The sequence below is a fragment of the Parahaemophilus parainfluenzae genome (assembly GCF_001053575.1).
Taxonomy (GTDB): domain Bacteria; phylum Pseudomonadota; class Gammaproteobacteria; order Enterobacterales; family Pasteurellaceae; genus Haemophilus_D; species Haemophilus_D parainfluenzae_S.
The window spans coordinates 18971-44733 of sequence record NZ_JVSL01000041.1; the positions used below are offsets into that span (position 1 = coordinate 18971).

The following is a 25763-nucleotide window of genomic DNA, read 5'->3' on the forward strand; positions in this document are numbered from 1 at the left end:
TAAATTTAATAAAAAAGTTGTTTATCGCATGATAAACAACTTTCTTAATCAGTTTTAGCTTTCCACTTTTCGCCATAGATCTTTGCTATAAATGACCCCTACTGGATTTTTCTTCGCTCCCATAATAGTTGGAGAAATATAAACCGGTGTAGTGTATTGGAAAAGCGGTAACGCAAGGTTTTCCTGCTGGATTTTCTCACTTAATTTTAAGTAAATTTCTGACCGCTCTTTTTCATTTAAGCTTTTCAGTGCTTGCTCAAAAAGTTGATCGTATTCTGCATTAGCATAGCCATTTTTATTATCGGGGCTTTTAGAATAGAACAAGCCTAAAAATGCCATCGGATGATTAAAGTCCGCACACCAGCCTGAACGAATGACTTGGAAATCACCTTTTTGACGTTTATCCTGTAATGTTTGCCAATTGACTGGTTGAGCATCTACACGCAACATATCTGATTGCGTTAATTGCCCTACTAAACGTTGCGCGATATTCACATGCAATGGCGCTTCATCATAAAGCACATTTAAATGTAGCGGATGTCTTTCATCAATTTTATTTTGAGCCAATAACTGCTCGGCAACAACGGGCTCCCATCTTGAATCTTGTCCATTTAGCATAGCTTTCGGTAAAAAATAAGAACTTGGAATTGCCGCTGGAATCTCATTATTCACAATATTCGTAACCGAAACCAACGACGCAATCGCCTTACGCACATCGGCCTTAGCAACTTTAGGATCTTTCAGATTAAATTCATAAAAATATCCACAAAGCTGCGGAAAATGCTGAAGATCTGAGTGTACTTCCGGCATATCAACCACCACATCAAATTCAGCCAATTTAGGTGCAACAAAAGGCAAATAGGCTACGCGTTCAAAAGCGACATTATTTTTCTGCCAATAATAGGGGTTTTTCGCTAAGTGTATGCTTCTCACACTTTCACTTTCGATCATATAAGCCCCATTAGTCACAGGGGAATCAGGATCACTATATTGTGGCACAAGGCTAATATGCGCCAACATTTCCGGCAAATACGGTGTTGGTTTATCAAGCTCAATACGTAAAGTGCGGTCATTTTCTGCATAAATGCCTAAGCTCTTAAAAGGTTTATTTTTTTCTAAAACGCCTTTCGCATTTTTTAGATTAAGATAAGCCAAATAAGATCTTAATGGACTATTTGATTGAGACAATGCTTGCCAAGAAAGCATGACATCCTGAGCAACTAAAGGTTCACCGTTTGACCAACGAAGCCCTTCACGCAAGGTAAAGATCCAAGTTTTGTTATCTTTTGTTTGCCAACTTTCTGCGATACCAGGCACGATTCGTCCTTCCTGATCATAAGCCGTTAAGCCTTCATATAAATCGCGCAATAAGTTTTCTTGTTCAGGATAACGCACAAACCAAGGCTCAAAAGAAGGAGAATGAGTAAACGCCCGAGTCAGTAAAGTCCTACTCGGTTTTGATGTATTTTCTTGTTCGATAGACTGACTTTGTGTTGGTTGCTCTTCTGCTGCCGCGTTTGTAGATTTAGGACTGTTTAATTTATCACAACCACTCAATCCAAAAACGATACCGAAAATGACCGCACTTTTAAGCCAAGTAAAGAAAGAATTATCCATTTTCAACGTCTTCTGTTTTAATCCAAAAGAAAAAGAACCAATATTTTACCGCAATTAAAATGGCAATGATCGTTCGCCCCACTACACTTGGAGTAAAGTAAAAGCCAATTAAAAGCATCGTAGTTGAAAAGGTTAGAATAGAAATTTTTGCTTTTTTTGTTAATGCACGACGTTCATTAAAGGATTTTAGGTGCTTTTGATAAAGCTTCGTCCCTAAAAACCATTGTTCTAAACGAGAAGAACCTTTCGCAAAAGAATAAAGTGTAAGCAGTAAAAAAGGTGTTGTCGGAAGAATAGGTAAAAAAATACCAATAACACCTAATATTAAAGAAATGAATCCAAGAACAACATACATAGCCTTGGTTAAAGAAGTTTTTGGGAAAAACTTAAGTGAAACAACACCTATAACAATCGTAAGAGCAATGATGCCAGAAAAAATGATAATAGAAAAAAAGGAAGCGCCGTTCATCATAAACCCTAAATAAAAGTGATACGCAATTATTACTGATTTTTTAGATTTTTCAACCTTGATATTATAGAATTTGTCGCAATTTACTAAAGAAACAGTTACCAAAAGGAATATTTATGTCTAATCCATTACTTCATATTGAAGGCTTACCTCCGTTTTCTCAAATCAAACCAGAACATATTCAACCGGCAATCCAAAAACTCATCGAAGAAAATCGTCAAGCCATTGAACAAGTTCTAAAACAACCGCACTTTACTTGGGAAAACTTTATTGAACCCCTTTCTGAAGCAGGCGAACACCTAAGCCGTGCTTGGTCTCCCATCTCCCATTTAAATTCAGTTAAAAACAGCCCTGAATTACGTGATGCGTACCAAGCCTGCTTACCACTACTCTCTGAATACAGCACTTGGGTAGGCCAACACGAAGGGTTATACAATGCCTATTTATCCTTAAAAAATAGCCCTGAATTTGCCACTTATTCAGTGGCGCAAAAGAAAGCCATTGAAAATGCACTACGTGATTTTGAGCTTTCAGGTATCGGTTTATCTGAAGAAAAACAAAAACGTTATGGTGAGATTGTTGCTCGCTTATCTGAATTAAGCGCACAATTTAGCAATAATGTACTCGATGCCACCATGGGCTGGGAAAAAGTCATTGAAGATGAAAGTGAATTAGCAGGTCTTCCTGAATCGGCATTACTTGCAGCAAAACAATCTGCTGAAAGCAAAGGCTTAAAAGGCTATCGCTTTACGCTAGAAATCCCAAGTTATTTGCCAATCATGACCTATTGCGAAAATGCAGCACTACGCGAAGAAATGTATCGTGCTTATGCAACTCGCGCTTCTGATCAAGGTCCAAACGCAGGTAAATGGGATAACACAGCGATCATTGAAGAAATCATGACGTTACGCGTGGAACTAGCGAAACTGCTAGGTTTCAATACCTATACTGAACGCTCACTTGCGACCAAAATGGCAGAAAATCCACAACAAGTGTTAGATTTCTTAAATAACCTTGCAGATCGTTCAAAAGCGCAAGGTGAGAAAGAATTAGCGGAACTTAAAGCTTATTGTGAAAAAGAATTTGGCGTAACGGAACTTGCCCCTTGGGATATCAGTTTCTATTCTGAAAAACAAAAACAACATTTATATGCGATCAATGATGAAGAACTTCGTCCTTATTTCCCTGAAGATCGCGTTATTTCGGGATTATTTGAATTAATTAAACGTATTTTTAATATTCGTGCAGTTGAACGTTTTGGCGTAGATACGTGGCATAAAGATGTGCGTTTCTTTGATTTAATTGATGAAACTGATGAAGTACGTGGTAGTTTCTATCTCGATCTTTATGCACGTGAAAATAAACGTGGCGGCGCATGGATGGATGATTGCATCGGCAGAAAACGTAATGCTGACGGTTCAATTCAAAAACCGGTTGCCTATTTAACGTGTAACTTCAACGCGCCTATTGGTGATAAACCTGCACTATTCACCCATGATGAAGTCACGACTCTTTTCCATGAGTTTGGTCACGGCATTCACCATATGCTCACCAAAGTTGACGTACCTGATGTTGCGGGTATCAATGGTGTACCTTGGGATGCGGTAGAACTCCCAAGTCAATTTATGGAAAACTGGTGTTGGGAAAAAGAAGCCCTTGATTTTATCTCTGGTCACTTTGAAACGCACGAACCGTTACCAGAAGAAAAATTAAATCAACTTCTCAAAGCGAAAAACTACCAAGCAGCGATGTTTGTGTTACGTCAACTTGAATTTGGCTTGTTTGATTTTACCCTTCATCATACTTTTGAACCAGGCAAAGCTAATCAAGTACTTGATACCTTAAAAGCAGTGAAAGATAAAGTTGCCGTAATTAAAGGCGTTGAATGGGCAAGAGCACCACATAGCTTTAGCCATATCTTTGCTGGCGGTTACGCAGCCGGTTATTACAGCTATCTATGGGCTGAAGTACTATCTGCAGACGCCTTCTCTCGTTTTGAAGAAGAAGGGATTTTCAATCCGGTTACGGGTAAATCTTTCTTGGATGAAATTCTCACTCGCGGCGGCTCTGAAGAACCAATGGTCTTATTCAAACGCTTCCGTGGACGTGAACCTCAATTAGACGCATTGCTTCGTCATAAAGGCATTGCAAACTAATGAACTAAAAAAGAGCGGTCAAATTTTTGACCGTTTTTTTATTTTCCAATATGCCGAAAATAAAAAAGCCCTCGGTAATTCGAAGGCTTTTATTTTTACTATCGTAATAAAAATTAGCGACGTAAACCTAAACGAGCGATAGTGCTTTGGTATAAAGCAAGATCAGTACGTTTTAAGTAGTCTAAAAGTTTACGACGACGAGAAACCATACGTAATAAACCACGACGACCATGGTGGTCTTTTTTATGCTCAGCAAAGTGAGCTTGTAAGTGGTTGATTTGTGCAGTTAATAATGCGATTTGAACTTCAGAAGAACCAGTATCTTTCGCATCGCGACCAAATTCAGCAACGATTGCTGCTTTTTTTTCAGTACTTAGAGACATTTTTTACTCCTAAAAGGCAGTGTTATTAATACATCATTCGCCGATCTCTAACTCAGCGATGACAAGGAGCCTGAATTTTAACGATTGAGCAGGATAAAGGCAAGCTTTATTCTACTCATTCCTTAATAAATTAATCTTTCAGCGCTTTAATTTTTTCAATTACGTTTGTAGTTGAACAGCCATTTTCGAAATTCAATACACGAACATCACCACCATTCGCCCACACTTCTTTGCTGCCGGCAATCTCTTCAGGTTTGTAATCGCCGCCTTTCACCAATAAATCAGGTAAAATCTCACCGATTAAACGTTGTGGTGTATCTTCATCAAAAGAGACCACCCAATCCACTGACGCTAAACCAGCCAATACTGCCATACGTGCATTCAGATTGTTAATTGGACGACTTTCGCCTTTTAAGCGTTTAACTGAGTCATCTGTATTCACTGCAACAATTAAACGATCGCCAAGTTTGCGAGCATTTTCTAAATAAGATACATGGCCTGGGTGAAGAATATCGAAACAACCATTTGTCATCACAATTTTCTCACCGCGCGCTTTAGCATGAGCTACTGCAGTTTTTAACTGACTTTCTGACATAATACCGAAGCCCGTTTCAGAACGACCATGGATCGCATTCTCTAATTCCACGGTAGAGACCGTTGATGTACCCAATTTACCGACCACAATACCTGCCGCCACATTGGCTAAATAGCAAGATTCTTCAAAAGAACGACCATCTGCAAGTGCGGTTGCTAATACGCTGATTACGGTATCACCCGCACCTGTTACATCAAACACTTCTTTTGCAACAGTTGGTAGATGGAACGGTTCTTGATTTGGACGAAGTAATGTCATGCCTTTTTCGGAACGGGTCACTAAAAGTGCGGTCAATTCGATATCTGAAATTAATTTTAAACCTTTCTCAATAATTTCTTCTTCAGAATCACACTTACCCACCACCGCTTCAAACTCAGACATATTTGGTGTGAGTAAAGTGGCACCACGGTAACGCTCAAAATCTGTCCCTTTTGGATCGATCAGCACGGGAACGTTCGCTTTACGTGCAATTTGGATCATCTTTTGTACATCTTTTAACGTGCCTTTGCCATAATCAGAAAGCACCAATGCACCAAAATTTTTCACTTCCGCTTCTAATTTTGCAAGCAACTCTTGGCATTCCACATTTTTGAAATCTTCTTCAAAATCTAAACGAAGTAATTGTTGATGACGAGACAAAATACGTAATTTCGTAATAGTTGGGTGAGTATTCAATGCCACAAAATTACAGTCAATTTTTTGGTGCTGTAATAAATTGGTTAAGGCTGTCCCTGTTTCATCTTGACCAATTAAACCTAAAATTTGCACAGGTACATTAAGAGAAGCAATATTCATTGCCACGTTTGCTGCACCACCTGCACGCTCTTCATTATCTTGTACGCGAACCACAGGAACCGGTGCTTCCGGTGAAATACGATTAGTCGCACCAAACCAGTAACGGTCAAGCATCACATCGCCTAACACTAATACTTTTGCTTGATTAAAATTGGCAGAATATTGAGCCATTTTGAAATCTCTCTGTTGGAATAATAAAAATTTGGCGCAATTTTACCACAACTCAAATTTGCGATAAACTACACGCAGAACTAACCAAAAAAGAATTATGAAAAACGAAAAACTCCCTCAATTTCAACCGCACTTTCTAGCCCCTAAATACTGGGGATTTTGGCTCGGTGTGGCGATTTGGCGAAGCCTTTTGTTACTTCCCTATCCAATTCTACGCCACATCGGCAATGGCTTAGGCTGGCTTTTCTCAAAATTAAAAGTGGGAAAACGCCGTGCCGCTATCGCACGCCGAAATCTTGAGCTCTGCTTTCCAGAAATACCCGAGCAAGAACGTGAAGCTATTTTGCAAGAAAACTTACGCGCCGTTGGGATGGCGATTATTGAAACCGGCATGGCATGGTTTTGGTCTGATGCTCGCATTAAAAAATGGTCAAAAATTGAGGGCTTAAATTATTTAAAAGAGAACGCCCAAGATGGCATTATCTTTGTGGGTGTCCATTTTCTTACTCTTGAATTAGGTGCGCGTATAGTGGGCTTACATCATCCTGGTGTAGGCGTTTATCGCCCCAATGACAATCATGTACTGGATTGGTTACAAATTAAAGGTCGCTTACGTTCAAATAAAGATATGCTGAACCGAAAAGATCTACGTGGCATGCTCAAAGCCTTGCGCAAAGGTGAAACCATTTGGTATGCGCCCGATCATGATTACGGCAGAAAAAATGCGGTATTCGTGCCTTTCTTCGCTGTTCAAGAAGCAGCAACCACGACTGGAAGTTATTATCTGCTTAAATCCGCGCCAAATTGTAAAGTCGTGCCTTTTGCCCCATTGCGTAATAAAGACGGCTCAGGCTATACGGTCAGTATTTCGCCACCGGTGGATTTTTCCAATCTTTCAGATGAAACAGCAATCGCTGCAAGAATGAATAAAGTTGTGGAAAAAGAAATCTTAAAAGGTGTCGAACAATACATGTGGCTACACCGCCGATTTAAAACGCGTCCAACTGAGGATGAACCAAGTTTGTATTCGTAAAAAAGGTGCTTCTACTGAAAAGGCTAGATACTATAAAGAATCTAGCCTTTTATATTAAGAATAAGTTATTATTTCTTCGAAAAAAACTCCTTACCTAATAACCAGAGATATCGATCAATCTCTTTTAAATTAAATCCTCCTAATTTATAATATCTTTGAAAATCTAATAAAATCCCTTTAAACTTTCTGTAATTTTTTAAATCTTTTATTTTAAAAGATGAAAATTTATCGACTTTATTAAAATAAACGAGAACTTTCTCCACATAGCTGTCATAAATTGGAAAAGCAATTGGATTATGATGACTACAATATTTAGTCGCAAAAGAATAAAAATACCTCTTGTTATCACCAATTTTTACGTTTCCTAATTCACGAACTAATTTGATATCACCAGCCTTTAAACGTTTATCTAGATCTTTAATACTTAAAATACGTTTTGCCACAGGATAAATAGCAAATATTCTTGTGCTATAAAAATCATTTAAACATGATGCCTTTAATAAAATATCAGTTATTTCAGAATTTCCAGGTAATAACTCTAGAAAAAGTTTATTTAACGCCCTTTCTTGCGAAGTATAACCTTCAAGATTTATCCATTCATTTAGATATTTATTAACTTCTGAAACACTGGGCTTAGGAGGTAAAGACTTTTCCACATTTTCTCCAATACTTGAAATTTATTTAAATATGGGAACACAAAAATGAATAAATAATATTTACTTCTATATACTTGCCATCCCACAATAAAAATAATAAACACCGCATGTATTACACACGGTGTTATTTATAAAGTCAGTCAATCGTAAATCCAACTTGTTACATGCTATACCTAATTTTACAATTTGGTAATGCACTTTGAAGTTGATGACACTCATCACTGTCAGGTTCTATACTATAGTAATCAAAATCCTTAGTATCTTCTAGATAAAGGGTGCTTAAATTAGGCAAAGACGCTAATTTAGCTAATGATTGAATATCTACTTTATTACCAGAAAGATCTAATTCTTTAATACTAGAGAATGAAATTATCAAATCTATTACATCTTCTTTTACAGACTCATCCCAATCTCTGAATGAAAGTGATGATACATTAAGACCTTTTAATGTAGCAAGATTACTAATATCCTCATAAGTACCAACATGTAGATTAATTACACAATTTGGTAGTTTATCACCTAATGAGGCTAACATACTACACTCATCAGCACTCCAATCCCCCGAATATGGTAAAGAAAGAGTTCTTAAATTAGTCAACGAGGATAATTTTTCTAGAGCATCTCCAGAAACACTATTAGTCGTAAGATCCAGTTCTTTCAGTTGAGGAATTTGAGCAAGCAACTCAATTTCCTCCGAACCAAAACCGCCCCCCCAACCATGGAACGATAATGAAGACAATTGCTTAATATGTGACAATTTAGGCAACTCTCTAATATTAAACACATTATCCGGAATGACAAATTTATGAGTTATTCCAGGTTCAAAATTACCATCTGAGAAATGTACACCTACAATATAATCTTTCAAATAGAAAGCGATTGCACCATTTCTATCATAAAGATCTAGTTCTGTAGAAATTTCCTGACTTAAATCATCATATTCAGGAGTTAGGCCATGGTCTTCATCAAGAAATTCATCTTTAATATTCCATAACACAATATATTTTAGTGTATCTGATAATCCACACCACCATTCCCAATCCTCATCAGAAATATACTCTGTAGTATCAGTATCTGAGAAAAGTTCTTCTGGGAATTTATCCTCTGCGAGTTTTGTTGTTTCTCTACGGGTATCAACGCCATTAATGAAATTAATTAATCGATGGCCAAAATAACGAGTATTCCATTCATCAGAATATTCAAAACCAAGATCTTCAGAAATTTCTCTTAACATGTTTCGTGTTTTTCTGTCACGGCATCTGATAGTAACGGTATAATCTTCAGCAGATTCGATAATTAAATCTTTATAAATTGCACTGCTTCTAATTTTTTTAGACATAACTACCTCTCTCTTACCAAAGTTTTAAAACAACTTGACCAAAAGCAACTAAAATTGAGTGCCCGTTAAACTCATAAGTATTACTCGAATTTGAACTAAATTGAGGTTTAATTTTATTCCCTTCAATTACCCAACTATTTTGTGAATTAGCTGAAAATTGAGGTTTTAATTCACGTCCGTCATATACCCAAGTATTTTTTGATGTTGCTGAAAATTTAGGTTTTAGATAACGACCGTCATACACCCAAGTATTTTGTGAAGTTGCTCCTGATTTAGGTTTTAACTCACGCCCATCACAAGACCATTTACTTGATAATTCAATTTTTGGCATGTTTTACTCCGATTCCTTATGTTAAATGTTAATTAAAAATATTTTTATCAGTGTTTGTTTAGTTGGTATGTCAATACCAACTAAAAGAAGTATACTTCTTGGAATAAAACAATTTTAAAACAATTAGTTATGCAATCAATAATACCTTGAGTTAATTGCTCTATTATGCAACTAACTCCGCGAGTTCTGCCTATAAAATTTTGTAAAAAACTATCATTGAGGGCTGGTAAATCTGTCAATAATTCTATTTTTAAAAATATCTAAAATCCCCCTTGATCTTTATATAATAAAATATATAATGAATCTCGTTTTAGATAGTAAACTTGTTTTATTACAAACACACTACTGGCTAGTGCATTCCCCCCCACTCCTTTTGCACTAGCCATTTTTTTTTAAATCCCTTACCATATCTCACCTTTTTCTTTTTTCTCAAAAATGATGAACAATCTAGAACTTGAACGTTTACTAAACGAAAAACTTAGCACAGACAGAATAAATGATTACGCCCCTAACGGTTTGCAAGTAGAAGGCAAATCAGAGATCAAAAAGATCATCACGGGGGTCACCGCAAGCCAAGCTTTGATTGATTATGCCGTTGCGCAACAAGCTGATGCGGTACTTGTCCACCACGGTTATTTTTGGAAAAGCGAAAATCCGTGTATTCGTGGCATGAAAGGCAAACGCATCAAAACCTTACTTGTGAATGATATCAATTTATATGGCTACCATTTACCTTTAGATATTCACCCTGAATTAGGTAACAACGCAAAACTTGCTCAGTTATTGGGGATTAGCGATCTTCGACCTTTAGAAAATAGCGCAACCAGCATTCCTGTTTTGGGAACGTTAAAAGATCCCGTTACCGCTGAAGAATTTGCGCACCGTATTGAACAAGTGCTTCACCGTAAACCGTTAATTTGCACCGAAAACGGACTGCACTTAATCCGTAAAGTAGGTATTTGTACCGGTGGCGGACAAGGCTATATTGATTTAGCGGCAGCACAAGGTTGTGATGCCTTTATTACGGGCGAAGTTTCGGAGCAAACAATTCACTCAGCTCGTGAGCAAGGTATTCATTTCTTTGCGGCTGGTCACCACGCAACAGAACGCTACGGCATTAAGGCATTAGGTGAATGGCTAGCGGCTGAATATGGCTTGGATGTAGAATTTAAAGATATTGATAATCCCGCCTAACTGGTACAAAGTGTGATTGATTGCCGAAAGCACACAAAACAAGTATAATCTCGTCGATTTTTTTAACTCAAACATAGGAAAAAATATGGGTTTCTTAACTGGTAAACGTATTTTAGTGACAGGTCTTGCAAGCAACCGTTCTATTGCTTACGGGATCGCAAAAGCAATGAAAGAACAAGGTGCTGAACTTGCTTTCACTTATTTAAACGATAAATTACAACCACGCGTAGAAGAATTTGCAAAAGAATTTGGTTCTGACATCGTCCTTCCTTTAGACGTAGCGACCGATGAAAGCATCCAAAACTGCTTTGCAGAATTAAGCAAACGTTGGGAAAAATTTGATGGTTTCGTACACGCTATCGCATTCGCACCAGGCGATCAATTAGATGGTGATTACGTAAACGCAGCAACTCGTGAAGGCTACCGTATCGCTCACGACATCAGTGCATTCAGCTTTGTTGCTATGGCACAAGCGGCACGTCCTTACTTAAATCCAAATGCAGCGTTATTAACCCTTTCTTACTTAGGTGCAGAGCGCGCAATTCCTAACTACAACGTGATGTGTTTAGCGAAAGCATCTCTTGAAGCGGCTACTCGCGTAATGGCAGCTGACTTAGGTAAAGAAGGTATTCGTGTGAATGCAATTTCTGCAGGTCCAATCCGTACCTTAGCGGCATCAGGTATTAAAAACTTCAAGAAAATGCTTGCCACATTCGAGAAAACAGCAGCATTACGCCGTACTGTCACTATCGAAGATGTGGGTAACTCTGCAGCATTCTTATGCTCCGATTTAGCATCTGGTATTACTGGTGAAATCGTTCACGTAGATGCAGGTTTCAGCATCACCGCAATGGGCGAATTAGGCGAAGAATAATTTTTCGTACAATCTATTTTTAGGCAGGCTTTTCAGTCTGCCTTTTCTCTTTTTTTAAATATAACTATGTTCCAAGATAATCCATTACTCGCACAACTTAAGCAACAAATCCACGACAGCAAAGAACACGTTGAAGGCATGGTAAAAAGTACAGATAAAGCTTATGGTTTTTTAGAGTGCGATAAAAAAAGCTACTTTATTGCCCCGCCTGCGATGAAAAAAGTAATGCACGGTGACAAAATCAAAGCCACCATTGAAAAGCAAGGCGATAAAGAACAAGCTGAACCTGAAGAATTAATTGAACCAATGCTCACTCGCTTTATTGCCAAAGTGCGATTCAATAAAGACAAGAAATTGCAAGTTTTGGTTGATCATCCAAGTATCAACCAACCCATTGGTGCGCAACAAGCCAAATCAGTAAAAGAAGAATTACAAGAAGGCGACTGGGTCGTCGCAAATTTGAAAACGCACCCATTACGTGATGATCGCTTTTTCTATGCCACCATCAATCAATTTATCTGCCGTGCTGATGATGAATTAGCTCCTTGGTGGGTTACGTTGGCACGCCATGAACAATCTCGTCATCCGGTACAAGGTGCAGAAAGCTATGAGATGTTAGATCAACAAACTCGTGAAGATCTGACCGCACTTCATTTTGTTACTATTGACTCTGAAAGCACACAGGATATGGATGATGCCCTTTACATTGAACCTATCGAGCAAAATGGTATGCAAACTGGCTGGCGATTAATCGTTGCCATTGCGGATCCCACAGCTTACATTGCATTAGATTCACAAATTGAAAAAGATGCGAAACAGCGTTGTTTCACCAATTATTTGCCGGGCTTCAACATTCCTATGTTGCCGCGTGAATTATCTGATGAATTATGCTCATTAATGGCAAATGAAACTCGTCCTGCATTAGTGTGTTACATTGAAACGGATCTTGCAGGTAATATTACGGCTAAACCGCGTTTTGTGTCCGCTTATGTGCAATCTAAAGCAAAATTAGCCTATAACAAGATTTCAGATTATTTAGAACAAGTACCGGATGCATGGCAACCGGAAACACCAGAAATTGCCCAGCAAATTGATTGGTTACATCAATTTACTCAAGCGCGTATTCAATGGCGTAAAACCCATTCATTGCTATTTAAAGAGAAACCGGATTACTCCTTTATTCTCGCTGAAAATGGCAAAGTAAAAGAAATTAAGGCGGAATATCGTCGTATTGCAAATCAAATCGTGGAAGAATCCATGATTATTGCCAACATTTGTGCAGCTCAATTCTTAGCGGAGCATGCACAAACCGGTATCTTTAATACACACACGGGCTTTGATAAGAAATTCTTAGAAAATGCCCATAATTTCTTAATGGCAAATTTAGCTAATGAAGAAAATCAAGCCGAACTTGCAGAGCGTTATTCAGTGGAAAATTTGGCAACCTTAAAAGGTTATTGCCAAATGCGTCATGATATTGAACCGATTGAAGGTGACTATTTAGAATTCCGTTTACGTCGTTATTTAACCTTTGCGGAGTTTAAATCCGAACTCGCTCCACATTTTGGGCTTGGATTAGAAGGTTATGCGACCTGGACATCGCCTATCCGTAAATATTCCGATATGGTGAACCATCGTTTAATTAAAGCCGTGCTCACACAGCAAGCTTGTGAAAAACCACAAGATGAAGTCCTTGCTCGCTTACAAGAAGCCCGTCGTCAAAATCGCTTGGTTGAGCGTGATATTGCCGATTGGCTATATTGTCGCTACCTTGCTGACAAAGTCGCTGAAAATGTGGAATTTGATGCAGAAGTACAAGATGTGATGCGTGGTGGTTTACGTGTTCAATTATTAGAAAATGGCGCATCTATGTTCGTACCTGCTTCTACATTGCATCCAAATAAAGATGAAATGCAAGTGAATGCTGATGAATTAGCGCTGTATATTCAAGGGGAGCGCCGTTACAAAATCGGTGATTTAGTGAAAGTAAAACTCACCGAAGTTCGAGAAGAAACTCGTAGTATTGTCGGTCAATTAATCATTTAATGACCACTTCCCTCTATCTAGAAATACCGCTCGTTACACAACAGGCGGTATTTTTTTATAGAACCTAAGTTATAAAAATATTTTGTACGTCTATAGTATTAAATAAAAGGATTATTGGGATATATTGAAGAACATCAAGATGAGATATTGATATGATATCCCCGCCTTGAAGGCGGGGATAAAATAGATATTTAGGTAGAATTACATTTTAGGAATTTCTACGCCAGATGAAAGCACGTCTTGAATATCTGATTTTAAAACATCTGCTTTTGGTCCATAAATCGCTTGGATACCAGAACCTTTCACAATAAAGCCCATTGCGCCTGCTTGTTTCCAGCTTGCTTCATCACCGACTAAATCTGGATTATGTACAGTGATACGTAAACGTGTCATACAAGCATCAACATCTGCAATATTATTACGTCCACCAAGTAAGTTGATGATTTGAATAACTTGCGTACTAGCATTCGCCACTTTTGGCTCATTGTTAGAAGCTTCATCTGAACCTTTTGCATCATAGTTACCATTACGGCCTGCTGTGGCAAGGTTAAATTTCTTAATCATAAAGTTTGCGATAAAGAACATGGCAATGGCAAACAGGATGGATACCCAAATAAAGTTGATCACATCCATACCAATGCCGGCTTTAATCGCCATTGGTGTACGTGTTAAGAACTCAATGTTACCGAATGAATGCACACGTAAGTCAACAATATCTGCCATAGCGAAAGCACAACCTTGTACTAAGGCATAAACAATATAAAGCGGTAATGCAACAAACATAAACATGTATTCGATTGGCTCTGTTACACCTGTTAAGAACACGGCAAGTGCAGATGAAAGGAAAATACCTTTATAAAGTTTTTTCTTATCTTCATCTACGTTGATATACATCGCGAGTGTCAAGCCCATTAAGATACCAGTTGAACCAATCATTTGTCCTACTTTGAATCGAGCTGGTGTCACTGTTGAAAGAAGGTCGTTATATTGGGTTAAATTACCTGCATCTTTTAGGTTGATTAAGTCAGTCACCCAGGCAAGCCAAAGTGGATCTTGACCAAATACTTGTTTACCTTGTTGTGCACCAGTTAAGAACTCATAAGTACCGCCTAATGAAGTGTAGTTCATTGGGATAGTCAACATGTGGTGTAAACCGAATGGAAGCAATAGACGCTCTAAGGTACCGTAAATAAATGGTGCTAAAATTGGTGCTGAGTTTTGTGAGTTCGCAATCCATTGACCGAAATGATTAATTCCTGTTTGAACTAAAGGCCAGAATAATGATAGGAAGATCGCCACTAATACGGAACGATAAATGACAACGAAAGGAACAAAACGTTTACCATTAAAGAACGTTAATACTTCAGGTAATTTACGGAAATTGTAGTAACGATTGAAGGTTGTTGCCCCCACAAAACCCGCGATAATACCAACGAACACGCCCATATTTAACGCAGGTTGCCCAAGCACATTCACAAAGTAATTCGCCACAGGAATTTCACCGGCCAATATGGTACTTACGTGAGCATTTGGATCGGCTAGCATTTCAAGCTTTACACCGAAAAAGTTACCGGTAATTAAGTTAATTAAAATGAAAGCAAGGCCAGCTGCAAATGCACCGCCTGCACGCTCATTTGCCCAGCTACCACCAATCGCTAAAGCAAATAATAGATGGAGGTTACCAATAATCCCCCAACCAATTTGGGCGATAATGTTTCCGACAAGCGCTAGCCATTCCGCATCGCTAATCAAAGGCAGTGAGTTACCAATACTCACCATTAAACCAGCGGCTGGCATCACGGCAATCACAACCATTAGGCACTTACCGAATTTTTGCCAAAATTCAAAACTGAGCATTTTTTTCATATTGATTCTCCTACAAGATGAGAGCTACTTCTACGCCAAAATGGTCGGAAACAATCGGTTTATTTTTGCCATTAAAAATAACCTGACTGGATAAAACCCTTTTTGCTTGGTTTAAAAAAATATAATCTAATCGCTTTTCTTGACTATGGCCTTTCCAGCCGTCAATCGCTTTCTCCACAGTAATACCGCTATCCTTCTGCTCTGCCATTTCAAATGTATCGAATAAGCCTAAGGATTTAATCTGCTGGTAAGCTTGCTGATCGCTTATTGCATCAGTATTGAAATCACCCATCAGGATTTTAAGATTCGCACTTTGACTTCGCTCTACAATATAACGAACATTATCAAGTTGGTTTTCCCCATCACAATTTGGCAAATTGATATGGCAAGAATAACATTCAATTAACTGGCCTTGATATTCTACTGTCAAGCCAATGATTTTACGCGAGAGAATCGAGTCAAGACGTTGATGTTGGCTACAATAAAACGCATCAACATCATAAACAGGCAACCGCGTTAAAAACGCAATGCCTTCATCATATTTATCGTAACCAATATGCGAATTGCTCCAAAAAAGCGAGTATTTCTGTGCAACGCGTTGATTGATTTTATTTAACAGAATGACACCATAGTTATCTTGCTTTAACGTTGGCGAAATAGCAGGAGACGACATCAATTGATTAACCTCTTGTAAGGCAATGATGTCATAACCCTTTTCCACAATAGCCTCAGCAAGAATCTCTATTTTTTCCGTTTGGTTAGCTTCTAACCAAGCATGTACATTCAGGGTAAGTAGTTTCATTGCTTCCCCTTAGCTCTCACAATGCCAAATGTCTGCATTATATTGAGCAATCGTGCGATCTGATGAGAAGAAGCCCGCTTTTGCGATATTGTGCACCACTTTCTCATTCCAACTATCCTGATCTTCATAATCAGCTAAGATTTGTTCTTTCGCTTCAACATAAGCATTAAAGTCAATTAACGTCATAAACCAGTCTTTATTTAATAACTCGTTATAAAGACGTTCTAAACGTGTTTTATTGCCTAATTTCACCACGACAGGATTCAGAATAAAATCGACCGCTCTTTTAATCTCTTTGTCGTTTTCATAATACTCTTTTGAAACATAACCTGCTGTTTCATAAAGTTTAATAATACTTTCTGAATCTTTACCGAATGTATAGATATTTTCAGCACCAGCTAATTCTGCAATTTCAACATTAGCCCCATCCATTGTGCCTAAGGTTAACGCGCCATTAAGCATAAATTTCATATTACCTGTACCAGAAGCTTCTTTAGAGGCAAGTGAAATTTGTTCTGAAATATCAGTTGCTGGAATCAGTTTTTCCGCTACGCTCACATTATAGTTTTCCACCAAATGTACGTTTAAATACTTGTTCACTTTAGGATCATTATTGATTAACTCAGATAAACAAAGAATTAAGTGAATAATATCCTGTGCAATTACATAAGCAGGTGCCGCTTTTCCGCCAAAAATCACCGTAATTTTACGTTTTGGTAATTTACCCGCTTTAATTTCTAAGTATTTATGAATCACATAAAGCGCATTCATTTGTTGGCGTTTATATTCATGGAAACGCTTAATTTGCGTATCAATGATTGAATTTTCATCTAACTCAATACCTTTATTTTCTTTAAGGTACGCTTTTAGTGCTAATTTGTTTTCAAACTTAATTTTCGCTAATTGTTGATGAACCTTTTTATCATCTTTAAAGGCTAACAATTTCTCTAATTTCGTTGCATCATGCAAATACTCATCACCAATCAATTCTTTAATGTAAGCGGCTAATGGTTGGTTAGAAAACTCTAACCAACGACGGAAAGTAATGCCGTTTGTCTTATTGTTGAATTTTTCAGGATATAACGCATAGAACGCTTTAAGTTCTGAATTTTTCAAAATCTCCGTATGTAATGCTGCCACACCATTTACAGAATTTGAAAAGTGAATATCCATATGCGCCATATGCACACGTTTTTGTTTATCAATAATTTGTACTGCTGAATCTTTATATTCTGCACGCACTAATTTATCTAATTTCTTAATGATCACCACTAAATGTGGCACCACTTCATCTAGATAATCGAGTGGCCATTTTTCTAGCGCTTCAGCCAAAATCGTATGGTTGGTATAGCCCACCATATTACGTACGATTTCAACCGATTCTGCAAATTTAATCTGATGTTTTTCCGTTAATAAGCGAATTAATTCAGGAATCACCATTGAAGGATGTGTATCGTTGATCTGTACATACGCATAATCGGCTAAATCATGTAAGTTACTGCCACGCGCAATCGCCTCATCAATTAACAATTGTGCCGCATTTGATACCATGAAGTATTGTTGATAAATACGCAATAATTCCCCATTTTTATCTGAATCATCTGGGTAAAGGAATAAAGTCAGATTTTCTTCAATCGCAGTTTTATCAAACTCAATACCTTTCTTAATCAGTTTAGGATTCACTGATTTAATATCAAACAAATTGAGATAGTTCTTCGTGTCTTTCTTATAACCTAAAATATCAATACGATCTAATTTAGAGGTTAATGTAAATTTCTTAAATGGCACCTCATAGCTAATATCTGTTGGAATTAACCAAGAATTATCTTCAATCCAATCATTAGGTTCAGCATGTTGTTCATTCTTTTTAAAGACCTGTTTGAACAACCCATAATGATAATTTAAACCAACCCCCTCAGCATTTAAGCCAAGGGTAGACATGGAATCAATAAAACAAGAAGCCAAACGCCCTAAACCACCATTTCCTAAAGATGGTTCTGGCTCAATATCTTCAATATGGCTTAATGATTTACCCACACTTTCTAATTCCGCTTTGATATCTTGATACACACCAAGGTTAATCAGGTTATTAGAAAGTAATTTACCAATTAAGAATTCTGCAGAAATATAATAAACCTTACGTTTACCTGTGTTTTTAGGTTTATCTGCTGAGAGTGTTTTTACGTAATTTAATAATTGAATATAAGTTTCTTTATCGCTTAATTGTTCAAGCGATTTATTGGTTTCGTTTTTTACAAAGGTACTAAATTTCATCATTATTTTTCCTGATTCGCACGTTGATATAACGTGGTCATTTTTGCTAAAAAGTCTTTTTTATCTTGCGTTAAATCTGATTGCTGCATTCTCCATTGCCAGTTTCCACCAATTGTTGAAGGCACGTTCATTCTTGAACTCGCTGGCAAATCTAAAACATCTTGCATTGTGGCAATCGTGGTATTGCTAACCGTTGCAAAAAGCTGACGAATCATCGCTTGGCAAATCGATTCATCCTCATGGCGATGCGTATAATCATTGATATATTGCTGCTGTTGTTCAGTCAGGCTGTTATACCAACCATTGGTCACATCGTTATCATGTGTACCGGTATAAACAATGGAATGCGGGATGCAATAATGCGGGCTATCTAAGCTTTCTCCGCTGACATCTTCAAAACCAAATTGCAGGATCTTCATGCCTGGGTAATTACAATCTGCAAGCAATTTTCTGGCTTTGTCATCAATATTACCTAAATCTTCGGCAATAATCGGTAAATCGCCCAATTGCTCTTTAACGGCTTTAAATAAGTCATAACCTGGGCCTGGCTGCCAGCTACCATCTTTAGCGACCTCTGCTTTTCCGTCTACTTGCCAATAATCAGAGAAACCTTTGAAATGGTCGATACGTAGTACATCATAAATTTTGAAGCTTTCTTCAATGCGGTGAATCCACCAAGCGTAGCCTTGTTTTTTATGTTCTTCCCAAGCGTAAAGCGGATTGCCCCAAAGTTGTCCTGTTGCACTGAATTGATCGGCTGGGACCCCCGCGACAAAAAGCGGATTGCGTTCTTCATCTAATTGGAAGAGTTCTGGTTTTGTCCAAACCTCTACGCTATCTGCAGCCACGTAAATCGGCATATCACCGATAATCTTAATGCCTTTTTGATTCGCGTAATGTTTTAACTCGCTCCATTGTTTAAAGAAGAAATATTGCGTCACTTTAAAGTACTGAATTTGCTCCGCTAACATGGTGCGATATTTTTCCAATGCACTTGGATCTCGAGCCACAGCTTTTTTATCATCCCATTTTTGCAATGCTTGATTGCCAAAATGCTCTTTAATTGCCATAAACTCAGCAAAATCATCCAACCATAAACGATTGCTTTTCTCGAAGTGTTTGAAATCAGCTTGGAATGATTGATTCTCTAAAAAATTTTTCACGGCTATTTCTAAAATCGGACGGCGCGCGTAGAAGATACGTTCATAATCCACGCTAGTTGGATCATCACCAAAATTGACCGAAGCATAATCCGATTCTTTCAACAAGCCCATTTGAGTTAATAAATCAAAATCAATAAGATGAGTATTACCTGCAACCGCAGAGAAAGATTGATAAGGAGAATCACCATAACTGGTGGTAGTGAGTGGAAGAATTTGCCAATAAGTTTGTTTGGTTTCAACTAAAAAATCGACAAAATCATAAGCGGATTGCCCAAAACTACCAATCCCAAATGCATTTGGTAGTGAGGTAATGTGCATAAGAACACCACTTGAACGAGTAAGCATAATATCTCCTTTAGGACGTCATCATTTTTCGCTTATTCTAACCTAAACATATTTTAATGCAACAACATATACGTAAAAGTTTAAAACATTTTCGTAAAAGATTGGTTTTCATTAAAATTTATACGTATAACATTAAGGATTTTATGATATGCTATTAACACATTTATGGAGCGGCTGATAAAAGGATAAGAAATGAGCAAGTACAAGCAGGTCTATAACGAGATAAAAAGCCAAATTAATAATGGTAATTTAGCACCATTGCAAGAACTCCCGAGTGAAAATGAACTCATGCAAAGCTATGGTTTTTCCAAAGATACTATTCGAAAAGCGCTTTCTTTACTTGAAATCGATGGTTATATTCAAAAGCAACAAGGCAGAAATTCGATTGTTTTAAAGCATGATTTATCTAAACCACAAATGCTTTCCGAAATTAAAACCGTCAGCGAATTAAATAGTGCCTCAACACATCAAGTAAAAACCACATTAACCAGCTTGTATATTGTGCAAGGTGAAGAAGAATTGATGGATATCTTTAACGTCAATGATCAGATCGATTTCTATCGCATTGCTCGTCTGCGTGAAATTGATGGAGAGGCAGTTGAATATGAGGTTTCTTATTTTGATCGCCGCATCGTGCCGTTTATTAGCCGAGAAATCGCAGAACATTCTATTTATCACTATTTGGAAAACGAATTAAAATTAAAAATTAGTCACTCACAACGAAAAATTGTCTTTCGCTATGCAAACGAAGAAGAAAAAAAGGCAATTGATCTTGGTGAGTATGACATGGTTGTGAATGTGACGAGTACCACTTATTTGGCTGATGGTCGACCGTTTCAATATGGGAGTATTAGCTATCGACCAGATAAAATTGCATTTACATCAACAGCAAAACGACATGCCTAGTTTTTGTAAATGATAGGTTGTTATTTAAAAAATTCATAAAAAAAGTGCGGTCATTTTTAACCGCACTTTTTATTTAAGCTATTTTAACCAAAATTGTCCTTTGAAAATTTTTCCTAATGTCATCAGCACCAAACCGCTCATCATCACGTTAGCAAAGATAAATGCACCGTTTGCCAATCCGCTCAGTACGTTATGATGAACAAAAGAAACCGCCCCATTCGCTAAAGAAGCTAATCCGAATGAAAAAGCCCAGAACCCAATATTCAGTCCTTTTTCACTAATCCAAGGAAACAGGCGAATTAAAAAGAACATTTGTAAAAAACCGTATCCCCATAAGAGCTTAACGAAAAGATCGATCTCTCCCCCATTAAGCGATAAGTAAGCCGACGAGCCCACAAATGCTGGGGCAAGAATGATCCCCATTGTTGGACGAAATTGGGGTTCAATCTGCAACACGCGTAAACGTTGGAATAACACCGGTTCATAAATAATCCAAGCAATCATCCCTGCACCTAAGAACAAATAGCCTAAATCTTGATAGCCTAACAAGGCTAATGATGAGGCACTTGTAAAGTTAGTCGCCACAGAGGGCAAATAAAAAGGTGGCAGTGTCGATTTTTCCTCAAATGTGCCATCTTTCCATAACGCACTAATTCGCACTGAAGCAAACAATAATTGCCCAATTGTCCCGATCCAAATTAATCCCTCACCAATAAGAGGAAACCAGCGATACAGAACATCCCCGCTTAACATCGTTGTAATCGGTATTAATGCAAGAAAAGAAAAACGTATCGGACAACAATATTCATCTTGTACTTCTTGAGAGAAATAAATCATTTTATAAATATAGAGCAAGACGAAAAGTGCCCATACTGAAACAGACGTTATGCCAATAATATCACTCACATTTAGAGAAAAAGAGAGCGTATCGCCCATATGCAACCAGGCTAAAGATAAAGCGCTTAAACCTAATGGAATCGCAAAATAGCCTGTTGGTAATGGAAATGGTCGTTTATCAGTCATTATTATTCTCCTAAAAATTGATACCTTATAAGATTACCTCTAAATGCATGAATATTGATGTGGATTTATCTCAAAGACTAGAATAAAAATCTCATTTCTCTAGATGAAAGAAAGGGCTAATAAACATTAGCCCTAAATTGAATTTATATATTTTGGATTATTTGCAGATCACTTCTAATCCGCCCATGTAAGGACGTAATACTTCTGGCACCGTAATTGAGCCGTCTGCATTTTGGTAGTTCTCAAGCACGGCTACTAAAGTACGACCGACTGCTAAACCAGAACCATTTAATGTGTGTACTAAGCGAGTTTTCTTATCCCCTTTCGCTTTACAACGTGCTTGCATACGACGGGCTTGGAAATCCCACATATTTGAGCAAGAAGAAATCTCACGATAAGTATTTTGTGCAGGCACCCACACTTCTAAGTCGTAAGTTTTGCAAGAACCAAAGCCCATATCACCAGTACAAAGTAATACTTTACGATATGGTAAATTTAAAAGTTGTAATACTTTTTCTGCATGGCCTGTTAATTCTTCAAGCGCTTCCATAGATTTATCTGGATCAACGATTTGTACCATTTCCACTTTATCGAATTGGTGCATACGAATTAAACCACGGGTATCACGACCATATGATCCCGCTTCAGAACGGAAACATGGTGTATGTGCGGTCATTTTGATTGGCAAATCTGCTTCATCAACAATCACATCACGTACAAGGTTAGTAACCGGCACTTCCGCTGTTGGAATTAATGCGTAAGGTTGTTCGCCTTCTAGCGCTAAAGTATGGAATAAGTCTTCACCGAATTTTGGTAATTGACCTGTCCCATAAAGGGTCGCATGGTTAACTAAATAAGGCACATAGGTTTCTAAATAACCATGTTGTTCGGTATGAAGATCTAACATGAATTGTGCTAATGCACGGTGCATTTTAGCAATTTGACCTTTCATTACCGCAAAACGCGCACCTGCTAATTTAGCCCCTGCAGCAAAATCTAAACCATTGGCATCTTCACCTAATGACACGTGATCTTTGATATCAAAATCAAATGTACGCGGTGTACCCCAACGTAAAATTTCTTTATTTTCAGTATCATCTTTACCTAATGGCACTTCATCTGCTGGAAGGTTTGGAATGCTTAACGCGATTTGATTGATTTCTGCTAACACAGCATCAAGTTGAGTTTTCGCTTCGTTTAGCTGTTCGCCCATGTTATCCACTTCAGCCAATAATGGTGCAATGTCTTCACCACGTGCTTTTGCCGCACCAATGGCTTTGGAACGCGCGTTACGCTCTGCTTGTAATGTTTCAGTTTTTACTTGTAAATCTTTGCGTTGTTCTTCTAATGCGGTAAGTTTTTCCGTATCAAGAATAAAGTTACGTTTTACTTTTAATTTTTCTGCTACTTCAGCCAGATTATTACGGAGTAAATTTGGATCGATCATTGGAATTCCCTATTTTTCATTATGAAACAGATACCTTTATTCTAGCGTGCTTTGAGCAAATAAACCAGTTAAAAGCCTGATTTTTCTTTTATTAACCTCTTCAAAAACATCCAATTTTATGGCCGCACTTTGCCATGATTTAATTTTGTGATCTCTGTCAAATTCTGAGAATGAGGCACTAGAAACAGCAAAAAAAAGTTCTATAATAAAAATGAACGTTAACCAAGAGGAGTAACCTATGTTTCCTGAATTTCGCGATTTAATCACTAAGCTTAAAAACAAAGATGCTTATTTTGATCGCTTGTTTGAAAAACACAATGTGTTAGACCAAGAGATCAAAAATAAGATTGATAACATAGAACTCGCTACTCATACGGAAATTGAGAACTTGAAAAAAGAAAAATTACGGATTAAAGACGAGCTCTATCAATACTTGAAAAAGAAAGCAGCTGAGTAATTGGTTTAATGTGAAGACAAAGTGCGGTGAAATTTACCGCACTTTTTTGTTTTAAGCGGTTTTGTTTTTTTGAGAGCCTAGATAAATCGCCACTAATGTCAGCACTGCCCCCGCCCATTGCCAATGATTGATGGGCTTATCCAAGCCAAAATAATCAATCACAAGCGCCACCACCGGCTCAGAAAGAAGCAACAAACCCGTTAAACCTAACGATAAATAAGGAATAGTATAAGCAATCATGCCCCAGGCGACACATTGCATCACTGCACCATAAATAAACACCAATCCCCAATCGGTGAAAGTGGTGGGATAAAGATTATCAGAATTAAAAATTAGCGAAGGAATAATTAAGACAATCGCACCACTTAAACTCAAAATAAACATTAACGAAAATAAAGCGGTGGGTTCTTCTTCGTGCACTTTTTTAATCATAATCATTGAAGCGGCAAGCATGCCTGCCGAAATGAGCCCAATGATAATGCCATACATGCCGTCAAAATTATGTTGTAACTCTTCCCCTGAGATTAAGACTACACCCGCAACCGCTAAAAAAAGGCTTAACATTTGTAATTTCGTTTGGCGTTCACCAAAGAAAAAATAGCCAATTGCGGCCAAAAAGAAAATCTGCAAGCTATTCAGCAATGTTGAAATACCCGGCCCTACGGCATATACACTTTCATGCCAAAAGGATAAATCAAAGGCTAAAAAGATGCCGGCTAATGTGGCATACATCATCGCTTTACGGCTTTTAGGGAAACGCTGTCTTTTTAATTTTATTAAGAACCAGAAAATAAAAGAGGCAATAAGTAAACGCCAAAATGCAATGGCATAACCACCCACGGGCACAAACTTAACAATCAGGCTTCCTAAACCAAATAGCACGCAGCCCACGACTAACATCGGGGCGGCGTAAGATTTTATTTTATCCATTAAATAAACATTGCCCAGACAGCCAAACTCGCCGCCATAAAGAATAAAATGAGTAAGCTGTTATAACTGAGTTTCCATTTATTAACACTGTGCAAAAGCAATACCCCTGCTATTACTAAATGAAGAACAAAATAAATACCGTATGCGAAAACACCATCAAAACTGACCGCACTTACACCTTGATAAATAATAAAGATCAGTACTGCCAAGGCATTTAGCGCAAGCAATAAAATCATCAATAATGGCTGTAATGCAATAAAACCTTGTAAACGATTACGAGAAACAGATAAACATAAATTCGCTAACAATACACCCATCACCGCTTGTGCCAATGGATTATATTGCACGAAATTTGATATTGGATTGCCAAAGAAAATCATCAAATAGGCAATTACACCCAATCCACTCACCAACGATGCCATTAAGAGAAAACCACGACGAGCCGATTCATCTTTAGGTTGTTTCCACACTGCATATACGGCAGATAACCCGCATAAGCTGACAATATCAGTCATCACGTAATGATGTGGTGAGGCTAAGCTAATTCCAAGCCAAACTAACCAATAAAGTGCAAAACAGACATTTGCTTTGATTAAACGTCCACGTTGTCCTGGACAAATTTCGCCTTTAATAAACGCAACTAAACAAAGTAACTGCGCAATCAGCACACCAAAGGCTAAATGAGGAATCAGTTTTTCAGCAGATTGCAAAGACTCTGCAAAAAATTCAATAATTAATAGCAACCCAATTGGCAAGAGAGCAAGAAATGCGGCTAAGGGTTTGGATTGTTCTTCTGACATAAGATTCTCGATTAGAAAAAGAAGGCGTCATTATGCCAAAATTTACAGCTTTTTTTAATGGCTTTCGTGCATTTTGACTCATTCCCTTTTA

22 protein-coding genes are annotated in these 25763 nt (G+C 37.7%); 7 read left to right on the forward strand and 15 right to left on the reverse strand.

What is annotated here, in order from left to right; all coding sequences use genetic code 11:
- Positions 1 to 54: 54 nt before the first annotated feature.
- Together AC979_RS09515 and AC979_RS09520 are read right to left on the reverse strand one after the other, a co-directional pair.
- A complete protein-coding gene (locus AC979_RS09515; protein ID WP_049373982.1) occupies positions 55 to 1617 on the reverse strand; it encodes a peptide ABC transporter substrate-binding protein in 1563 nt (520 codons plus the stop codon).
- A complete protein-coding gene (locus AC979_RS09520; RefSeq protein ID WP_049370318.1) occupies positions 1610 to 1972 on the reverse strand; it encodes a YbaN family protein in 363 nt (120 codons plus the stop codon). The genes AC979_RS09515 and AC979_RS09520 overlap by 8 nt, the downstream gene beginning before the upstream one ends.
- Positions 1973 to 2202: 230 nt before the next feature.
- Between AC979_RS09520 and prlC the strand changes: the two genes are divergently transcribed.
- On the forward strand, positions 2203 to 4242 hold the full coding sequence (gene prlC / locus AC979_RS09525) for an oligopeptidase A (protein ID WP_049373983.1): 2040 nt from the start codon (positions 2203 to 2205) through the stop codon (positions 4240 to 4242).
- A 113-nt stretch (positions 4243 to 4355) separates the two neighbouring features.
- On the opposite strand, the gene rpsO is transcribed toward prlC, so the two are convergent.
- Together rpsO and hldE are read right to left on the reverse strand one after the other, a co-directional pair.
- Positions 4356 to 4625 carry a 30S ribosomal protein S15 gene (gene rpsO, locus AC979_RS09530; RefSeq protein ID WP_005628925.1) on the reverse strand — a complete coding sequence of 90 codons (270 nt, stop codon included), beginning with the start codon at positions 4623 to 4625 and terminating at the stop codon, positions 4356 to 4358.
- Between the two features lie 130 nt (positions 4626 to 4755).
- A complete protein-coding gene (gene hldE, locus AC979_RS09535) occupies positions 4756 to 6186 on the reverse strand; it encodes a bifunctional D-glycero-beta-D-manno-heptose-7-phosphate kinase/D-glycero-beta-D-manno-heptose 1-phosphate adenylyltransferase HldE (RefSeq protein ID WP_049373984.1) in 1431 nt (476 codons plus the stop codon).
- 97 nt (positions 6187 to 6283) lie between these two features.
- On the opposite strand from hldE, the gene AC979_RS09540 reads away from it, so the two are divergent.
- Positions 6284 to 7219: a Kdo(2)-lipid IV(A) acyltransferase gene (locus AC979_RS09540; RefSeq protein ID WP_049373985.1), complete on the forward strand. Its 936-nt coding sequence runs from the start codon at positions 6284 to 6286 to the stop codon at positions 7217 to 7219.
- A gap of 68 nt (positions 7220 to 7287) precedes the next feature.
- On the opposite strand, the gene AC979_RS09545 is transcribed toward AC979_RS09540, so the two are convergent.
- The 3 genes from AC979_RS09545 to AC979_RS09555 all read right to left on the reverse strand — a co-directional run bounded on the left by AC979_RS09545 (position 7288) and on the right by AC979_RS09555 (position 9545).
- Positions 7288 to 7875: a hypothetical protein gene (locus AC979_RS09545; protein WP_049373986.1), complete on the reverse strand. Its 588-nt coding sequence runs from the start codon at positions 7873 to 7875 to the stop codon at positions 7288 to 7290.
- Positions 7876 to 8035: 160 nt separating this feature from the next.
- Positions 8036 to 9214 carry a hypothetical protein gene (locus AC979_RS09550; protein WP_049373987.1) on the reverse strand — a complete coding sequence of 393 codons (1179 nt, stop codon included), beginning with the start codon at positions 9212 to 9214 and terminating at the stop codon, positions 8036 to 8038.
- A gap of 13 nt (positions 9215 to 9227) precedes the next feature.
- Positions 9228 to 9545 carry a hypothetical protein gene (locus AC979_RS09555; protein ID WP_049373988.1) on the reverse strand — a complete coding sequence of 106 codons (318 nt, stop codon included), beginning with the start codon at positions 9543 to 9545 and terminating at the stop codon, positions 9228 to 9230.
- Between the two features lie 438 nt (positions 9546 to 9983).
- Between AC979_RS09555 and AC979_RS09560 the strand changes: the two genes are divergently transcribed.
- The 3 genes from AC979_RS09560 to rnb all read left to right on the forward strand — a co-directional run bounded on the left by AC979_RS09560 (position 9984) and on the right by rnb (position 13659).
- On the forward strand, positions 9984 to 10739 hold the full coding sequence (locus AC979_RS09560) for a Nif3-like dinuclear metal center hexameric protein (protein WP_049373989.1): 756 nt from the start codon (positions 9984 to 9986) through the stop codon (positions 10737 to 10739).
- An 85-nt stretch (positions 10740 to 10824) separates the two neighbouring features.
- Positions 10825 to 11613 (forward strand): SDR family oxidoreductase, encoded by a 789-nt coding sequence (locus tag AC979_RS09565; RefSeq protein ID WP_014065603.1) that lies wholly within the window; start codon positions 10825 to 10827, stop codon positions 11611 to 11613.
- Between the two features lie 66 nt (positions 11614 to 11679).
- Positions 11680 to 13659, forward strand: coding sequence for an exoribonuclease II (gene rnb / locus AC979_RS09570; protein ID WP_049373990.1), 1980 nt, complete (start codon positions 11680 to 11682; stop codon positions 13657 to 13659).
- A gap of 201 nt (positions 13660 to 13860) precedes the next feature.
- Here rnb and AC979_RS09575 read toward each other — a convergent pair whose 3' ends face one another.
- From AC979_RS09575 to malQ, 4 genes are read right to left on the reverse strand one after another with little or no spacing between them, the layout of a single operon-like run.
- Positions 13861 to 15525: a PTS transporter subunit IIBC gene (locus tag AC979_RS09575; protein ID WP_049373991.1), complete on the reverse strand. Its 1665-nt coding sequence runs from the start codon at positions 15523 to 15525 to the stop codon at positions 13861 to 13863.
- A gap of 10 nt (positions 15526 to 15535) precedes the next feature.
- A complete protein-coding gene (locus AC979_RS09580; RefSeq protein ID WP_049373992.1) occupies positions 15536 to 16327 on the reverse strand; it encodes an endonuclease/exonuclease/phosphatase family protein in 792 nt (263 codons plus the stop codon).
- Positions 16328 to 16336: 9 nt separating this feature from the next.
- Positions 16337 to 18604, reverse strand: a complete 2268-nt coding sequence (glgP, locus tag AC979_RS09585) for a glycogen/starch/alpha-glucan family phosphorylase (protein WP_049373993.1) — start codon at positions 18602 to 18604, stop codon at positions 16337 to 16339.
- Positions 18604 to 20109 (reverse strand): 4-alpha-glucanotransferase, encoded by a 1506-nt coding sequence (gene malQ, locus AC979_RS09590; protein ID WP_049373994.1) that lies wholly within the window; start codon positions 20107 to 20109, stop codon positions 18604 to 18606. The genes glgP and malQ overlap by 1 nt, the downstream gene beginning before the upstream one ends.
- Before the next feature lie 192 nt (positions 20110 to 20301).
- Between malQ and AC979_RS09595 the strand changes: the two genes are divergently transcribed.
- A complete protein-coding gene (locus AC979_RS09595; protein ID WP_049373995.1) occupies positions 20302 to 21015 on the forward strand; it encodes a UTRA domain-containing protein in 714 nt (237 codons plus the stop codon).
- Positions 21016 to 21093: 78 nt separating this feature from the next.
- Here AC979_RS09595 and tehA read toward each other — a convergent pair whose 3' ends face one another.
- Positions 21094 to 22038: a dicarboxylate transporter/tellurite-resistance protein TehA gene (gene tehA / locus AC979_RS09600; protein ID WP_049373996.1), complete on the reverse strand. Its 945-nt coding sequence runs from the start codon at positions 22036 to 22038 to the stop codon at positions 21094 to 21096.
- Between the two features lie 157 nt (positions 22039 to 22195).
- Positions 22196 to 23485: a serine--tRNA ligase gene (serS, locus tag AC979_RS09605; RefSeq protein WP_049373997.1), complete on the reverse strand. Its 1290-nt coding sequence runs from the start codon at positions 23483 to 23485 to the stop codon at positions 22196 to 22198.
- Positions 23486 to 23723: 238 nt separating this feature from the next.
- Here serS and AC979_RS09610 point away from each other — a divergent pair, with 238 nt between their 5' ends.
- A complete protein-coding gene (locus AC979_RS09610; protein WP_049366004.1) occupies positions 23724 to 23942 on the forward strand; it encodes a YdcH family protein in 219 nt (72 codons plus the stop codon).
- A gap of 51 nt (positions 23943 to 23993) precedes the next feature.
- Here AC979_RS09610 and AC979_RS09615 read toward each other — a convergent pair whose 3' ends face one another.
- Positions 23994 to 24872 (reverse strand): DMT family transporter, encoded by an 879-nt coding sequence (locus AC979_RS09615; protein ID WP_049373998.1) that lies wholly within the window; start codon positions 24870 to 24872, stop codon positions 23994 to 23996.
- A complete protein-coding gene (locus AC979_RS09620; RefSeq protein ID WP_049373999.1) occupies positions 24872 to 25672 on the reverse strand; it encodes a hypothetical protein in 801 nt (266 codons plus the stop codon). The genes AC979_RS09615 and AC979_RS09620 overlap by 1 nt, the downstream gene beginning before the upstream one ends.
- Positions 25673 to 25763: the final 91 nt, after the last annotated feature.

What these genes read in the sequence shown, in the direction of transcription:
- AC979_RS09515 (WP_049373982.1), bottom strand. Translation starts at nt 1,617, where the DNA reads ATGGATAATTCTTTCTTTACTTGGCTTAAAAGTGCGGTCATTTTCGGT.
- AC979_RS09520 (WP_049370318.1), bottom strand. Translation starts at nt 1,972, where the DNA reads ATGTATGTTGTTCTTGGATTCATTTCTTTAATATTAGGTGTTATTGGT.
- prlC (WP_049373983.1), top strand. Translation starts at nt 2,203, where the DNA reads ATGTCTAATCCATTACTTCATATTGAAGGCTTACCTCCGTTTTCTCAA.
- rpsO (WP_005628925.1), bottom strand. Translation starts at nt 4,625, where the DNA reads ATGTCTCTAAGTACTGAAAAAAAAGCAGCAATCGTTGCTGAATTTGGT.
- hldE (WP_049373984.1), bottom strand. Translation starts at nt 6,186, where the DNA reads ATGGCTCAATATTCTGCCAATTTTAATCAAGCAAAAGTATTAGTGTTA.
- AC979_RS09540 (WP_049373985.1), top strand. Translation starts at nt 6,284, where the DNA reads ATGAAAAACGAAAAACTCCCTCAATTTCAACCGCACTTTCTAGCCCCT.
- AC979_RS09550 (WP_049373987.1), bottom strand. Translation starts at nt 9,214, where the DNA reads ATGTCTAAAAAAATTAGAAGCAGTGCAATTTATAAAGATTTAATTATC.
- AC979_RS09555 (WP_049373988.1), bottom strand. Translation starts at nt 9,545, where the DNA reads ATGCCAAAAATTGAATTATCAAGTAAATGGTCTTGTGATGGGCGTGAG.
- AC979_RS09560 (WP_049373989.1), top strand. Translation starts at nt 9,984, where the DNA reads ATGAACAATCTAGAACTTGAACGTTTACTAAACGAAAAACTTAGCACA.
- AC979_RS09565 (WP_014065603.1), top strand. Translation starts at nt 10,825, where the DNA reads ATGGGTTTCTTAACTGGTAAACGTATTTTAGTGACAGGTCTTGCAAGC.
- rnb (WP_049373990.1), top strand. Translation starts at nt 11,680, where the DNA reads ATGTTCCAAGATAATCCATTACTCGCACAACTTAAGCAACAAATCCAC.
- AC979_RS09575 (WP_049373991.1), bottom strand. Translation starts at nt 15,525, where the DNA reads ATGAAAAAAATGCTCAGTTTTGAATTTTGGCAAAAATTCGGTAAGTGC.
- AC979_RS09580 (WP_049373992.1), bottom strand. Translation starts at nt 16,327, where the DNA reads ATGAAACTACTTACCCTGAATGTACATGCTTGGTTAGAAGCTAACCAA.
- glgP (WP_049373993.1), bottom strand. Translation starts at nt 18,604, where the DNA reads ATGATGAAATTTAGTACCTTTGTAAAAAACGAAACCAATAAATCGCTT.
- malQ (WP_049373994.1), bottom strand. Translation starts at nt 20,109, where the DNA reads ATGCTTACTCGTTCAAGTGGTGTTCTTATGCACATTACCTCACTACCA.
- AC979_RS09595 (WP_049373995.1), top strand. Translation starts at nt 20,302, where the DNA reads ATGAGCAAGTACAAGCAGGTCTATAACGAGATAAAAAGCCAAATTAAT.
- tehA (WP_049373996.1), bottom strand. Translation starts at nt 22,038, where the DNA reads ATGACTGATAAACGACCATTTCCATTACCAACAGGCTATTTTGCGATT.
- serS (WP_049373997.1), bottom strand. Translation starts at nt 23,485, where the DNA reads ATGATCGATCCAAATTTACTCCGTAATAATCTGGCTGAAGTAGCAGAA.
- AC979_RS09610 (WP_049366004.1), top strand. Translation starts at nt 23,724, where the DNA reads ATGTTTCCTGAATTTCGCGATTTAATCACTAAGCTTAAAAACAAAGAT.
- AC979_RS09615 (WP_049373998.1), bottom strand. Translation starts at nt 24,872, where the DNA reads ATGGATAAAATAAAATCTTACGCCGCCCCGATGTTAGTCGTGGGCTGC.
- AC979_RS09620 (WP_049373999.1), bottom strand. Translation starts at nt 25,672, where the DNA reads ATGTCAGAAGAACAATCCAAACCCTTAGCCGCATTTCTTGCTCTCTTG.